Annotated in this window: 11 protein-coding genes; 7 read left to right on the top strand and 4 right to left on the bottom strand. The window is 67.9% G+C overall.

The annotated features are described in order from the left end of the window. Window positions 1-20 precede the first annotated feature (20 nt). On the top strand, window positions 21-1139 hold the full coding sequence (locus ACFWF2_RS17865) for a hypothetical protein (RefSeq protein ID WP_379308528.1): 1119 nt from the start codon (window positions 21-23) through the stop codon (window positions 1137-1139). A gap of 9 nt (window positions 1140-1148) precedes the next feature. Here ACFWF2_RS17865 and ACFWF2_RS17860 read toward each other — a convergent pair whose 3' ends face one another. Then, window positions 1149-2048 (bottom strand): hypothetical protein, encoded by a 900-nt coding sequence (locus tag ACFWF2_RS17860; protein WP_379308527.1) that lies wholly within the window; start codon window positions 2046-2048, stop codon window positions 1149-1151. Window positions 2049-2269: 221 nt separating this feature from the next. Here ACFWF2_RS17860 and ACFWF2_RS17855 point away from each other — a divergent pair, with 221 nt between their 5' ends. After that, window positions 2270-3103, top strand: coding sequence for an alpha/beta fold hydrolase (locus ACFWF2_RS17855; RefSeq protein WP_379308526.1), 834 nt, complete (start codon window positions 2270-2272; stop codon window positions 3101-3103). Here the strand turns inward: ACFWF2_RS17855 and ACFWF2_RS17850 are convergent. Continuing rightward, on the bottom strand, window positions 3100-3843 hold the full coding sequence (locus ACFWF2_RS17850; RefSeq protein ID WP_379308525.1) for a helix-turn-helix transcriptional regulator: 744 nt from the start codon (window positions 3841-3843) through the stop codon (window positions 3100-3102). The two genes, ACFWF2_RS17855 and ACFWF2_RS17850, sit on opposite strands and share 4 nt — an antisense overlap. 601 nt (window positions 3844-4444) lie before the next feature. On the opposite strand from ACFWF2_RS17850, the gene ACFWF2_RS17845 reads away from it, so the two are divergent. From ACFWF2_RS17845 to ACFWF2_RS17825, 5 genes are all read left to right on the top strand, one after another. Next, window positions 4445-8155 (top strand): nitrate reductase subunit alpha, encoded by a 3711-nt coding sequence (locus tag ACFWF2_RS17845; protein WP_379308524.1) that lies wholly within the window; start codon window positions 4445-4447, stop codon window positions 8153-8155. Between the two features lie 71 nt (window positions 8156-8226). Then, window positions 8227-9921, top strand: a complete 1695-nt coding sequence (gene narH, locus ACFWF2_RS17840) for a nitrate reductase subunit beta (protein ID WP_379308544.1) — start codon at window positions 8227-8229, stop codon at window positions 9919-9921. Continuing rightward, complete coding sequence (gene narJ, locus ACFWF2_RS17835; RefSeq protein ID WP_379082109.1) at window positions 9918-10598, top strand: nitrate reductase molybdenum cofactor assembly chaperone; 681 nt, start codon at window positions 9918-9920, stop codon at window positions 10596-10598. The genes narH and narJ overlap by 4 nt, the downstream gene beginning before the upstream one ends. Next, complete coding sequence (gene narI, locus ACFWF2_RS17830) at window positions 10595-11350, top strand: respiratory nitrate reductase subunit gamma (protein ID WP_379308523.1); 756 nt, start codon at window positions 10595-10597, stop codon at window positions 11348-11350. Before narJ ends, narI begins: the two co-directional genes overlap by 4 nt. Before the next feature lie 128 nt (window positions 11351-11478). Then, a complete protein-coding gene (locus ACFWF2_RS17825) occupies window positions 11479-12651 on the top strand; it encodes an NADH:flavin oxidoreductase (RefSeq protein WP_379308522.1) in 1173 nt (390 codons plus the stop codon). Window positions 12652-12664: 13 nt separating this feature from the next. On the opposite strand, the gene ACFWF2_RS17820 is transcribed toward ACFWF2_RS17825, so the two are convergent. Continuing rightward, the gene (locus ACFWF2_RS17820; RefSeq protein ID WP_379308521.1) at window positions 12665-13012 is read right to left on the bottom strand and encodes a hypothetical protein; all 348 of its coding nucleotides are present in this window, start codon (window positions 13010-13012) and stop codon (window positions 12665-12667) included. Window positions 13013-13102: 90 nt separating this feature from the next. Beyond that, entirely contained in the window at window positions 13103-14842 is a 1740-nt protein-coding gene (locus tag ACFWF2_RS17815) for an amidohydrolase family protein (protein WP_379308520.1), read from the bottom strand.

Genomic DNA, 14842 nt, shown 5'->3' with positions numbered 1-14842 from the left:
GACTGATTAGTCTTCCGGGAATGACAACCCCGGGGGATAGCCTCGACCAGCGCGGAGTACCCGCCGACGGACCGACCGAACCGTTCACCCACCCGGCGCCCGCGCTACCGGCCATCACGAACCCCGACAGCACCTACACCACGATGCCGGGCACCAACGACCAGCTGGTTCACCACGGCGCTCTCCGGATGGCCGTCCGGCCCGCATTGTTCTGGCTGGCGATCCTGCTGCCGGTCTATGTGGCCCCGTTGGTCCTGATACGCGTCCCGGCCGTGGTCATCGCGCTGGTCGTGGTCGCGCTCACCGCCTGGCTCTCCGTCAGCACCTATCTCAAACTCCGCAAGGTGCTGCGCAGCGCGATCGACGACGCGATGCCCGCGCCGACCCAGTCGCTTCGATTGGGCTCCGACGCCCTCGATCTCGCCGACCGCACCAGCCACTCGCGGATCGACCACGACCGGATCACCTCGATCACCGTCAATCGCGAGGTCGTGACGTTGCGCTTCGATGGAATGGGGCTGGCGATGCCCCGGGCATTGTGGCCCGACCCCGTGGTCGCGCGACTGCGTGACCTCATCGACCCGCGGCGTACGCCCGCGCCGAGCGATCCGCCGCCGCAACCCCCGATGCCGAGACCGGCGGAACCACACACCACCGTCGTCGCCGGGCCCGATACCGCTGTCCGGCTCGCCGTGGCACAGCGCCGCGAACCCTGGCTCAGTCGCATTGTGCTGATCGCGGTCGCCGCTATCGCGGTGCTCGCCGTCGGGTTCGCGTTCTTCGGCGGGCGGCTCTACGGCCCACTCGGGGTGACCTTCCCGCTGGCCTTCGGAGCCCTGGCCCTGGCATCGTGCTGGCACCTCGCGAACAGGCCGCCCGCGAAGGTCGTCCGCCACCACGAGTGCGCGGCCTACCCGGGCGCCACCCTGTCGGCGCACTTCGGCACCGACGCCGTTCTGCTCGCCACACCGGCCTGGGTCATGCGGATGCCGTACGCCATGATCGGCAAGATCACGTTCCGAGCCGACGTCGCGGCCCTCACGTACGGCCTGGTGCCGATCGCGCTGCCGAGCGCACTCTTTCCGCCGCCGATCACGGCGGGATTGCGTGAGCGCGGGCTGACCGTCGTCGAACGGTGACCGGCGAACTCAGCCGACCTGCGCGCGCACCGCACCCAGCTTCCCGCGCTGCACGGTGGCGAACACCCGGCGGGCGTGGGCGGCGACCGGGCTGGTCGACCAGGGGGCGAGGGTGGTGGTGAACATCAGTTCGCACCAGGACAGGGCCGGGATCTCGCCCGCGACCAGGGTCGCGATCAGGGAGAGTTCGGTGTCGTGGCCGAGCCAGGACGCGACCAGCCAGGAGGCGTCGAAGCGGCCGAGGAACTCCTCGGTGTCCTCGGGCGGTCCGTGCGGGGTGTCGACGGTCAGGTGGACGACGGCGGCGACGGCGTGGCGCATCTTGGCGTCCATGCCGACCGCGTCGTGCAGGAGCAGGCCCTCCAGTGCAGAGCGCAGTTCCGTCCAAGGGTCTCCAGCGTTGTCCTGCATGACGGGCCTTTCCTGTGGTTCGGTCTGCGGGTCGAGGCCACCGGTGATCGACCGGAGCGCCGGCGCACCGTGCGGTTCGGTGGGGTCGACGAGATCGCCGAGCCAGCCCGTGGTCCAGTCGAGCCTGCCGAAGGCGTGGCACCAGTCCAGCGCCGGATTGTCTTCGGTGACAACGAGGTCGAGGGCCAGACCGGCCATCGATGCGGTGCAGGCCAGCGTGACGGCGTCGAGCTCGTCAGCGCTGACCGACAGATGCAGTGTCGCCTCGCCTGCCCCCGCGTCTTCGCGGGCACGGCCTGCCAGCCAGATCGCGCGTCCTGCCGCGCTCATGGCCGCGGCGGCGCGGTCACCGTGTGGATGATCGACATCGGCGTCGAGAAAGGGGCCGTACCAGATCGCCCTGCCTTCCGCGCCACACACCGCGAAGGTGTCCGAGAGGCCGTCGCCCGCGGCGGCGAGCCATATGTGTGCGTCGTTTCCGTACTCCGTCACCCTCATCAGTCTCTCCCCGGGAATGTGCTGATCGAGCCGAACGTCGTTCTCCTCCGATCCAATAGCCCATGAACACGGGTGTCCATAGTTTCGGTGGAATACGCACGCCCCCGTGAGGTACATACACTCGCCAGTGAATTCACAGGTCCGGCAGTACACCGAACGGGCGGTAGCGACAATGCCCGGCAACCACACGGAAACGTCGTCCACGCTTGTATCTTTCGAGCATGCCCTACGTGCACTCCGATTCGGTGAACATCCATTTCCGCACCGGCGCCGTCCGCGGTCCCACCGTACTACTCGCCCATGGTTTCCTGATGGACGAATCGATGTTCGACCCGATTCGAACGATATTGGCGCACAACGATATCAACGTCATCGCCTGGGATGCCCGTGGTCACGGCCGCACCGGCTACGGCCGTGACCCGCGCTTCGACTACTGGGATCTGGCCGAGGACGGTTTGCGCGTGCTCGACGCGGTCGGCGTCGAACGTGCCGTCGTCGGCGGAATGAGCCAGGGCGGATATGCCGCCCTGCGCATGGCGCTGCTCGCGCCGGAGCGGGTCGGCGGACTCGCTCTGCTCGATACCGAGGCGGGCGCCTGCACCAGGGCCGACGAAAACTATTACGAAGAATTCTTCGACGAATGGTGCGGCACCGGCGAATTGGTTCCGCTGGCCGAAAAACTCGCTCCGCAATTGATCGGCGGCGACCGCCCGGATGTCTGGCGGTGGTGGATCACCCGCTGGCTCACCCACGACCGCGCGGCGATCCAGTCGGCGGCGCGCTGCCTGATCGACCGCGATTCGGTCCTCGACCGCCTCGGTGAGATCACCGCGCCCGCGCTCGTACTGCGCGGCGAGCACGACCACAACAGCACCGCCGACAAATGCGCGGCGCTGGCGACCGGATTGCCCGGAGCCCGCGGTGTGCGCACGGTGGCCGGGGCGGGTCACGGCTGCGCCCTGACCCATCCCGAGCAGGTCGCCGCCGCACTGATCGAGCTGGTGACCGCGTGCGCGCCGGACCTCACGGCGCCGGTCGCCGTCGCCGGGATCTAGCCGGCGACGGGCGACCCGTCAGGTCCGCGAACGCCCAGGTAGTACTGGATGCGGCCCGGGTAGGCGACGGAATCGAGCCGGAACAGCTGGACGTCGATGGTGTAGTACTCGCCGGTGTCCAGATCGCACAGCCGCATCGCGGTGTGCTCGCGACCGTAGACGGTGTCGCCGTCGTCCCAGATCCGCCGGAAGTCGTGGTACTGCGCCAGTTCGTCGAGCAGGTCCGCGGCCCAGTCACCGCCGCCCTGCTGTCCGATCAGACCGCGCAGCCAGTGCACGGTCAGCGACGACTCCTTCTCCCACTCCACCATGACCTTGCGCGAGAGCGGATTGCCGAAGAACCAGCGCAGGATGTTCACATCCTCGACCAGCCCGGGAAAGGCGCGATGGTAGGACTCGTTGCCCGCCAGCACATTCCAGCGCGTATCGACATAGGCCGCCAGGTTCGGCTCCTGCAGCGCCAGGGTGCGGCGCATCTCGGCATTGATCTCGGCGCGTAGGTCCTCGACCGACGGATTGCCCACGGCGGACAGACCCGCCAGGTCGAGCAGATGCCTGCGCTCGATATCGGTCACCGGCTCGATGCGGTCGAGATAGCGCACGAGCGCCTCGACCACGGCCTGCGTGGGGCGGTCCCGGTCGCCGCTCTCCAGATGGGTGATGTAACTCGAGCTGACACCGGCCGCGAAGGCCAGCTTTTCCCGGGAAATCCGCCGATCGTCGCGTAGGCGCCGCAGCAACCCGCCGAGCGTCGGCGGCCTCGGTGGACCAGCCGGACCGCCGGACGATGTCTTCGGTAGCACCGCAACCCTCCCTGTCTGCACCGCCTCATCCTGGATGAGGTTTCAACATCGAACCAATCGCCGAACGGAAAAGTTGCCGTTTCTTTATATTGACGCGTTAAGCCTTGGGTAGTTACCGACCGGCAACTCCGTGCGACAGGTAGGCGCCCCACCCTCGCGCCGACTCGACGGCCGCGTCGAATTCCGGCATGTTCGCGCAGGCCGAACTGTGCGGGCCGTCACATCCGCCCTGTTCAGCGGGCCTCTCAGGCGTGTAAACAAATGTAAACCGCCCGAGAAGCGGCGGTTTCGGAAGCATCACCGCATACTCCGCGCCATGCTCCCCGCCGACACCGTCGCGGCTGCTCGGAGCCTGTTCACCCTGGTCGGACCCGATTCGCGGGTTAGGCCGCGCGCCGGGTCCATGACCACGAGATTGCGCCGACCTCACAGCTCACCGAGCGTCAAGGGAGGTTGTGAAAAGTTCGTTTTGCCGGAGCAGTACGCCTCTTTACAGTTGCCATCTAACAGCCCGAATGCACAGCTCGAAGGGGGCGTCGTGGTTAATTCGCGCACTCATGGTCCGTCGCCCACCGATATCGGCGACACGTTGCTGAACCTGGGTAAATACTTTCAGCGCGGTGAGGTATCGCCGGACAGCCGGTCGGTCTACAAGGTCGGCGGGCGCGATGCCGACGCGTTCTACCGGGACCGCTGGTCACACGACAAGGTGGTGCGCTCCACGCACGGCGTGAACTGCACCGGTTCGTGCTCCTGGAAGATCTACGTCAAGGACGGCGTGATCACCTGGGAGTCCCAGCAGACCGACTACCCGTCGGTGGGCTCGGACAAGCCGGAGTACGAGCCGCGCGGCTGCCCCCGTGGCGCGTCGTTCTCCTGGTACACCTACTCCCCCGCCCGCGTGCGCTACCCGTATGTGCGCGGCACCCTGCTCGACCTGTACCGCAAGGCCAAGGCCGAGCTCAAGGACCCGGTGCTGGCCTGGGAGTCGGTCGTCGAGGACCCGGTCAAGGCCAAGGCCTACAAGACCGCGCGCGGCAAGGGCGGTTTCGTCCGGGCCGAGTGGTGGGAGGCCGCCGAGATCGCCGCCGCCGCGCACGTCTACACGATCAAGCAGTACGGCCCCGACCGGGTGGCCGGCTTCTCGCCGATCCCGGCGATGTCGATGGTCAGCCATGCCACCGGCGCGCGCTTCGTGTCGCTGATCGGCGGCTACATGCTCTCCTTCTACGACTGGTACGCCGACCTGCCGGTGGCATCGCCGCAGGTCTTCGGTGACCAGACCGACGTGCCGGAGTCGGCCGACTGGTTCGACGCGGGCTACCTGATCATGTGGGGCTCCAACGTCCCGGTGACGCGGACGCCCGACGCGCACTACATGACCGAGGCGCGCTACCGCGGCCAGAAGGTCGTCGTGGTCTCCCCGGACTACGCCGACAACACCAAGTTCGCCGACGAGTGGGTGGCCGCGCGCCCCGGCACCGACGCCGCGCTGGCGATGGCCATGGGTCATGTCGTGCTCAAGGAGTTCTTCCTCGAGAAGCAGACTCCGATGTTCCTCGACTACATCAAGTCCTACACCGACCTGCCTTACCTGATCTGTCTCGACGAGGCGGCGGATCAGGACGGCTCCCTGCCAGGGAAGTTCCTCACCGCCGCCGATCTCGGGCAGACCGGTGAGGGTGTCGAGCACAAGCCCGTGCTGCTGGATCAGGCCGGAAACCCGGTGGTGCCCAACGGTTCGCTGGGCCACCGTTTCGGCGAGGACGGCGCGGGCAAGTGGAACCTCGACCTCGAGGGCGTCGACCCGCTGCTCACCCTGCTCGGCCACTCCACCGACGCGCCGGCCACGATCGCCCTGCCGCGCTTCGACACCGATACCGCCGAGACGATCCTGCGTGGCGTCCCGACGAAAATCGTTGCGGGCAAACGCGTCACGACCGTCTTCGACCTGCTGCTCGCGCAGTACGGCCTCGGCCGCGACGGCCTGCCCGGTGAGTGGGCCAAGGGCTACGACGACGCCGACTCGCCCTACACCCCGGCCTGGCAGGAACGCATCACCGGTGTGCCCGCCGTGCAGGCCGCGCGCATCGGCCGCGAATTCGCCGACAACGCCGAGCGTTCCGGCGGCCGCTCGATGATCCTGATGGGCGCGGGCACCAACCACTGGTTCCACTCCGATCAGATCTACCGCGCCTTCTTCACCCTGACGCTGCTGACCGGCTGCCAGGGCAAGAACGGCGGCGGCTGGGCCCATTACGTCGGCCAGGAGAAGTGCCGTCCCGTCACCGGCTGGGCGACACTGGCTTCCGCCTCGGACTGGCAGCGCCCGCCGCGTCAGATGCAGGGCACCGTGTTCTGGTACCTGACCAACGACCAGTGGCGCTACGACCCGTTCACCTCCGACTCGTTCGCCTCGCCGCTGGGCAAGGGCAAGTTCGCGGGCCGCACCGCCGCCGACAATATCGCCCTGGCCAGCAGGCTCGGCTGGATGCCGAGCTACCCGACGTTCAACCGCAATCCCCTCGACCTGAGCGACGAGGCCGCGGCGGCGGGCGCTACGCCGGCGGAACACGTTGTCTCCCAGCTCAAGTCCGGCGACCTGCGCTTCGCCTGCGAGGACCCCGACGCACCGGAGAACTTCCCCCGCGTGCTCACGGTGTGGCGGGCCAACCTGCTCGGCTCCTCCGGTAAGGGCAACGAGTACTTCCAGAAGCACCTGCTCGGCTGCGGCTCCAACCTGCAGACCACCGACGCCAACGGCGTCCGGCCGCAGGAACTGGAATGGCGCGAGGAAGGCGCCGAGGGCAAGCTGGATCTGCTGCTCGCCCTGGACTTCCGCATGACCAGCACCACCCTGTTCGCCGATATCGTGCTGCCCGCCGCCACCTGGTACGAGAAGCACGACCTGTCCTCCACCGACATGCACCCGTTCGTGCACGCCTTCTCCCCCGCCATCTCCCCGCCGTGGGAGGCCAAGACCGACTTCGACGCGTTCCACCGGATCGCGCGCGGTTTCTCCTGGCTGGCCGAGAAGCACCTGGGCACCCGCAAGGACATCGTCGCGGTGCCGTTGCAGCACGACTCGCCCGACGCGCTGGCGCAGGCCGGCGGCAAGGTGCTGGACTGGAAAGCCGGTGAGTGCGAGCCGATTCCGGGCAAGACCATGCCCAAGATCGTCGAGATCGAGCGCGACTACACCAAGATCGCGGAGAAGCTCGCGGCACTGGGTCCGCTGGTCGACACCCTCGGCGTGACCACCAAGGGCATCACGACCTACCCGGACAAAGAGGTGGAATACCTCGCGGGCAAGAACGGCACCGTCGTCTCCGGCGTCGCCGCCGGGCGCCCCTCGCTGGCCAAGGACACCTTCGCCGCCGAGACCATCCTGGCGCTGTCGGGCACCACCAACGGCCGCCTCGCGGTCGAGGGCTTCCACGAGCTCGAGCGCCGCACCGGCACCAAGCTGGCCGACCTCGCCGCAGAGGCCGAGGGCAAGCAGATCACCTTCGCCGACACCCAGGCCCGTCCGGTCCCGGTGATCACCTCGCCGGAATGGTCGGGCAGTGAGAGCGGCGGGCGCCGGTACTCGCCGTTCACCATCAATGTCGAGCGGCTCAAGCCGTGGCACACCCTCACCGGGCGCCAGCACTTCTACCTCGACCACGACTGGATGATCGAACTCGGCGAGCAGCTGCCGATCTTCCGGCCGCCGCTGGACATGACCGCGCTGTTCGCCGAGCCGAGCATCGGCAATGTGAGCGGCAGCGGCGTCACCGTGCGCTACCTGACCCCGCACTCGAAGTGGTCCATCCACTCCGCCTACCAGGACAACCTGCACATGCTGACGCTCTCGCGCGGCGGTCAGACGATCTGGATGTCGGACCGGGACGCGGCCAAGATCGGTGTCGCCGACAACGATTGGATCGAGGCCGTCAACCGCAACGGCATCGTCGTCGCCCGCGCGATCGTCTCGCACCGCATGCCGGAGGGCACGGTCTTCATGTACCACGCGCAGGACCGCGCCGTTGACGTGCCGCGCATCGAGGGCACCGAGCAGACCACCAAGGAATCCAAGGGCAAGCGCGGCGGTATCCACAACGCGCTCACCCGGGTGCTGATCAAGCCGTCGCATCTGATCGGCGGCTACGCCCAGCAGTCCTTCGCCCTGAACTACCACGGGCCCACCGGAAACCAGCGTGACGAAGTGACCACGATCCGTCGCCGTAACCAGAACGTGGAGTACTGACATGACGCGACGAAGTGACCACGCTGTATCCAATGGCCGCAACCAGAACGTGGAGTACTGACATGCGCGTAATGGCTCAGCTCGCCATGGTCATGAACCTGGACAAGTGCATCGGCTGTCACACCTGCTCGGTGACCTGCAAGCAGGCATGGACCAACCGCGGTGGCACCGAGTACGTCTGGTTCAACAATGTGGAAACCCGTCCTGGACAGGGTTATCCGCGCCAGTACCAGGATCAGGAGAAGTGGAAGGGCGGCTGGACGCTCAACAAGCGTGGCAAGCTGTCGCTCAAGTCGGGCTCGCGGTTCAAGCGCCTGATGAACATCTTCGCCAACCCGGATCTGCCCACGGTCGAGGACTACTACGAGCCGTGGAGCTACGACTACGACAACCTGCTGGCGTCCCCGCCCACCGACACCACGCCGGTCGCGCGGCCGAAGTCGCTGATCACCGGCGAGGACACCAAGGTCACCTGGGGCGCGAACTGGGACGACGACCTCGGTTCGGGTCCCGAAGCGGTCGGCAAGGATCCCTTGCTCGGCAAGCTCGAGGACAAGGTGAAACTGGAGTTCGAAGAGACCTTCATGTTCTACCTGCCGCGCATCTGCGAGCACTGCCTGAACCCGTCGTGTGCCGCGTCGTGCCCGTCGGGCGCGATCTACAAGCGCGAAGAGGACGGCATCGTCCTGGTCGACCAGGACAAGTGCCGTGGCTGGCGCCAGTGCATCACCGGCTGCCCGTACAAGAAGATCTACTTCAACCACAAGACGGGCAAGGCGGAGAAGTGCACCTTCTGCTACCCGCGCGTGGAGGTCGGCATCCCGACCGTGTGCTCGGAGACCTGTGTCGGCCGGCTGCGCTACATCGGCGTGATGCTCTACGACGCCGACGCGGTGCTCGAGGCGGCGTCGGTCACCGATGACAAGGACCTCTACCCGTCGCAGCTGGGTGTGTTCCTCAACCCGCACGACCCGCGGGTGATCGCCGAGGCCGAGAAGGCCGGTATCTCGCCGGAATGGATTCAGGCCGCACAGGATTCGCCGGTCTACAAGCTGATCGTGGACTACCAGCTGGCGCTGCCGCTGCATCCGGAATACCGCACCATGCCGATGGTCTGGTACGTGCCGCCGCTGTCGCCGGTGGTGGACGTGCTCAGCGAGACCGGCCACGACGGCGAGGACGCGGGCAACCTGTTCGGCGCCATCGACGCGCTGCGCATCCCGATCGAATACCTGGCCGAGCTGTTCACCGCAGGCGAGATCGGGCCGGTGCGCGCCTCGCTGCAGCGGCTGGCCGGAATGCGGGCGTTCATGCGGTCGGTCAATCTCGGTGAGGAGCCCGAGCCCGGTATCGCGCCGTCGATCGGGCTCGAGCCCGAGGAGATCGAGGCCATGTACCGGCTGCTCGCGATCGCCAAGTACGAGCACCGCTACGTGATCCCCTCCGGCGCGACTTCCCGTGCGCACGAACTGGATTCACTGGCCACGGGGTGCAGCCTCGACACCGACGGCGGACCGGGCATGACCGCGTTCGACCAGGTCGTGGAGAAGTTCTCGCTCGCCGACACCAATCAGGCAGCGCCCGAGGAGAAGTCGGGCCGGATCAACCTGCTCAACTGGGACGGTCGCAGCACCTCCGGGCTCGTGCCGGGCACCGACAAGACTGCCCCCGCAGCGAACGGCAACGGCGCCGCCGCTGGGAGCAACGGCAACGGCAGCAACGGCGCTGCCGTGGCCGACTCCACGGTCAGCGGCGTGGCGCCATGAGTCTGCTCTCGATCCGCAAGCGACCGCAGCCGGTCACCGCCATGGCCGAGCGTGACCGGCGCGTGGTCTGGCGGCTGGCCGCGCTGCTGCTCGACTATCCCGGCGAGAAGACCCTGGCCCTGCTGGACCAGATGTCGGCCGCCGCAGCGGAATTGCCCGCCGAGGTGCGCGCGCACTTCGACGCGGTGCTCGCCTATCTGCGCGACACCCCGTCGATCGAGGTGGCCCAGAGCTACGTCGAGACCTTCGACATGCGCCGCCGCGCGAGCCTGCACCTGACCTTCTATGCCTTCGGCGACACCCGCAAGCGCGGCATGGCGCTGCTGCGGTTCAAGCACGCCTACCGCCAGGCCGGTGTGGAGCTCGGTGACGAGGAACTGCCCGACCACCTGCCGGTGCTGCTGGAATTCGCCGCCACCGTCGACCCGATCGGCGGCGAGCGCCTGCTCGGCGAGCACGTTCCGGTCATGGAGCTGCTGCGACTGTCGCTGGGCGACAACAACTCTCCCTACAGTGGCGTGCTCGCGGCGGTGCTGACCACGCTGCCGCCGGTGACCACCGCCGATCGGCGCCGCATCGCCGAACTCGCCGCGCAGGGCCCGCCCGAGGAGGAAGTCGGGCTGGAACCCTTCGCCATGGACCCCTCGTTGTTCGACGCCACGGAAGGCCGCCGATGAACGCCACCATCCCGCTCCCCGAAGGCCTGTGGCTGATCCTGCCCTACATCGCCGCCACATCCTTCGTACTCGGCCATGTCTGGCGCTACCGGTTCGACCAGTTCGGCTGGACCACCCGCTCCTCGCAGATCTACGAGTCCAAGCTGCTGCAGCTGGGCAGCCCGCTGTTCCACTTCGGCATGCTCGGCGTGTTCGGCGGCCACGTGATGGGTCTGCTGATCCCCGAGTCGTGGACCGCCGCGATCGGCATCTCCGAGCACGCGTATCACCTCCTCGCGGTCGGCGCGGGTTCCGTCGCGGGCCTGATGGTCGTGGCGGGTGTCGCCATCCTGTGCTACCGCCGCCTCGTCATCCCCGCCGTGCGCAAGAACACCAGCCGCAACGACGTCATGATGTACACGCTGCTCACGCTGGCCCTGGTCACCGGCCTGCTCAACACCTGGGGCTCCAACCTGCTGTGGGGCACCTACAACTACCGCACCACCGTCTCCCCCTGGTTCCGCAGCCTGTTCTCGATCAACCCGGAGCCCGGCCTCATGGTCGGCGTCCCGTGGACCTTCCAGCTGCACGGCCTGGTCGTGCTGGCGCTGGTCTTCGCCTGGCCCTACACCCGCCTCGTCCACATGTTCAGCGCCCCGATCGGCTACCTGACCCGCCCGTACATCGTCTACCGGCGCAAGGAAGTCGACACCAAGGACAAGACCCGCTTCGCCAAGGCGTGGGACGCACCGGTCACCCCTGACCGCTGGTAGTTCGCGCGCGATCTCGCCCTCGACGGCGCCCTCCGATCCGACTCGGTGGGCGCCGTCGTCGTTTCTGTTGTCCACTGAGCGGACCTCCCCCATTGCCGAGCGAACTGTAACGTGTTTCACTTTTGCGCATGAGCGATGTTCTCGCGCCCGCTGTCCTCGGTCCGCTCACCCTGCGGAATCGGGTGATCAAGGCGGCCACGTTCGAAGGGCGGACGCCGGATGCACTGGCGACCGACGAGTTGGTCGAGTTCCATCGCGAGGTGGCCGCGGGCGGGGTCGGGATGACGACCGTCGCGTACTGCGCGGTGGCCCCTGGTGGGCGCACCGATCGGCATCAGATCTGGATGCGCGAGGAGGCGGTGCCGGGATTGCGCCGGCTCACCGATGCCGTGCACGCGGAGGGCGCGGCGGTCAGCGCGCAGCTGGGGCATGCCGGGCCGGTGGCGAACGCGAAGTCCAACCAGGCGCCGGCGCTGGCGCCGAGCCGGATGTTCAATCCGCTCGGGATGCGGTTCACCAAGGTTCCCGACGCACTGGGGATCGCCGAGGTCGTCGCGGCGCACGCCCGGGCGGCGCGATTCGCGCGCGAGTCCGGGTTCGACGCGGTCGAGGTGCACCTCGGGCACAACTATCTGGCGAGCTCGTTCCTGAGCCCGATGCTCAATCGCCGCAAGGACGACTACGGTGGCTCGCTGGTCAATCGGGCGCGGATGGCCAGGGAACTGGTGCGGGCCGTGCGCGACGCGGTCGGTGACACCATGGCGGTGACGGCCAAGCTCACCATGGAAGACGGTGTGCGGGGCGGATTCTCGATCGAGGAGTCGCTCCAGGTCGCGACCTGGCTGCAGGACGACGGTGCGATCGACGCGCTCGAGCTCACCGCGGGCAGTTCGCTGCTCAATCCGATGGCCATCTTCCGTGGCGACGCGCCGCGCAAGAACTTCGCGAAGACCCTGCCGATACCGGTGCGCTGGGGTTTCCAGGTGGTCGGCAAGCAGTTCCTGCGCGAATACCCCTATCGCCCCGCCTATCTCGCGGAGAAGGCTCAGCGATTCCGGCAGGAACTGACCCTGCCGCTGATCCTGCTCGGCGGGATCACCGACCGCCCCACCGCCCAGCAGGCCATCGACGACGGTTTCGACTTCGTCGCCATGGGCCGCGCGCTCCTGCGCGAACCGGACCTGATCCGGCGCTGGCAGACGAACCCCGCCACGACCTCCCTGTGCACCCACTGCAACGAGTGCATGCCCACCATCTACAGCACCACCCGATGCGTCCTGCGCACCGACGCACCCGCCTGAGCCGGTCGGCTGCTCACGGCGAGGCGGGGCCGAGGGCCTTCCGGACGGAGTCGAACCAGGCCTGGGTGTCGACGAGGCCCTTCTCGTTGTCCTTGCGGCCGCCGACGAAGCCGAACAGGTCGGCGGCGAAGCGGCTGAGCACTGTCGCGTCGTTCTCGTCGAGTTCGGTGAGGACCTCGGTGTCGCCGAGCAGGTAGGCGACCACCGCGACCTGGCCAGCGGGCCACTGCGCGCGGTGGTCGTCCCAGCCGTCGGCTCGTACGGCGCGGGCTTTGGCCAGCAGGTCCTCGCGCAGCGCGTCACGATCGGCGTCGCTGGGACGGCGCGGCTTGCCCCAGGTGATCCGTTTCGCGTCCGACATGTCGAATCCTCTCGCTGGCGTGACCTGGACTTGCCACGACTGTCCCAGATCGCGATTCCCGCACCGCCCACCGCCCCGCCCGACAGGCGATTATCCGGCGCGCAGGAACCGGCCGGTGCGCTCGGCGCCGAGCACGGGATCCTCGACTCCCGCGCCGAACACGTACCGCCCGCCGACGAACACCGCTGTGACGGTCTCGTCGTTGCGGTTGACCATGCGCGGGAGATTGTCGAACTCCGGAATCGGGTTCTCCGCGTAGGCGTCGAGGGTGTCGTCGAGGTGGGCCGGGTCGATGACGACGGCGTCGGCACGGTCACCGACACGCAGGTGACCGGCGTCGATGCCGTACCAGTCGGCGAGTTCACCGGTGATCCGGTGCACCGCGTGCTCGATCGTCATGAACGGGGTACCGGCGCGTTCGGCGTCGGCGACCCGCCGCAGCAGGCGCAGGCCGAAGTTGTAGAAGGCCATATTGCGCAGGTGCGCACCGGCATCGGAGAAGCCGAGCTGGACGCCGGGATCGGCGGCGAGGACGTTGAGCACCTCGGGCCGATGATTGGAGATGGTGGTGCGCCAGCGCAGTTTCGCGCCGTGCTCGACGACCAGGTCGAGGAAGGCGTCGACCGGGTGCAGACCGCCCCGGTCGAGGCCGACCTGGCCGAAGGTCTTGCCGATCACGGTGGGGTCGGGGCATGCGACGATGTCGGCGTCGAAGAAGTCGCGGTGCCACACGCGCGGGCCGTACTTCTGGTCGTAGTCCTTGCGGAACGCGCGCCGGTACCGCTCGTCCTGCATGAGGTGACGCTGCTCGTCGATGTGGTTCGCCAGGTGCAGAGCCGCGGCGCCGGAACCGAATTCCTCGAAGATCGGCAGGTCGATGCCGTCGGAGTAGACCTCGAACGGCACCGGCAGATGCTGCCAGCGGAAATCGCCCCGCAGGGCGTTGACGGCGCGGGCCAGCAGCGGAAATACCTTGGCCACACCGGGAATCGCCTTGATGTCGGCCGCGGAGAGCAGACTCACCTTGAGCGGCTGACGCCACAGGCCGATGCTGCTCGCCGCCATCGCGATCATCGTGTCGGCCCGGTTGACGTCGGGCCCGCCCTGGAGCGCGCGACCGCGCGTGCGCAGGATCGTGGTGAGCGTGCGGCGTTCGGCCCTGGTCGAATACGTCGACGGCAGGGTGCGGGACCGGCACAGCTCACCGTCGAGCTTGTCGAACAGCAGCCGCTGCGAGGACATGCCGACGAACCCGGCGTCGAGCGCCTCCGTGAGTTTGCCCGCCATCGCGGCGAGTTCGGCCGCTGTGGGCGCGACGTCCTTGCGGGTGGCCCGGTCCAGGCCCATCACCGCGGACCTGATGTCGGAGTGCCCGATGAAGCAGGCCACGTTGGGACCAAGTGGCAGCGCGTCCAGCGCGGCGGCGTACTCGGCCGCGGAGTGCCAGCTCTTGGACTCCTCGATCGCGCGAACGACGTGGGCGCGGGGAATCGCCTCGACGCGACCGAACAGGTCACCGGCGATCTCCCCGTCGACATGCACGGTCGACAGCGAGCAGGAACCGAGCAGCACGGTCGTGACGCCGTGGCGCACCGATTCCGACAGCGACGGGTCGAGCAGCACCTCGACGTCGTAGTGGGTGTGGATGTCGACCATGCCCGGCACGACCCATTTGCCCGTGGCATCGACGACCCGGGGGCAGCCGGTCTCGTCGAGCGGTGTCGCCGAGATCTCGGCGACCTTGCCGTCCTTGATGCCGAGATGACGAATCGCGGAGGGCGCGCCGGTGCCGTCGAACCAGCGGCCGCCGGTAATGATGCTGTCGAACAT

Origin of the sequence: Nocardia sp. NPDC060259 (assembly GCF_042728775.1) — a bacterium.
Classification (GTDB): domain Bacteria; phylum Actinomycetota; class Actinomycetes; order Mycobacteriales; family Mycobacteriaceae; genus Nocardia.
Note: the sequence above shows the minus strand (reverse complement) of the source record. Positions and strands in the feature narration are given on the sequence as shown.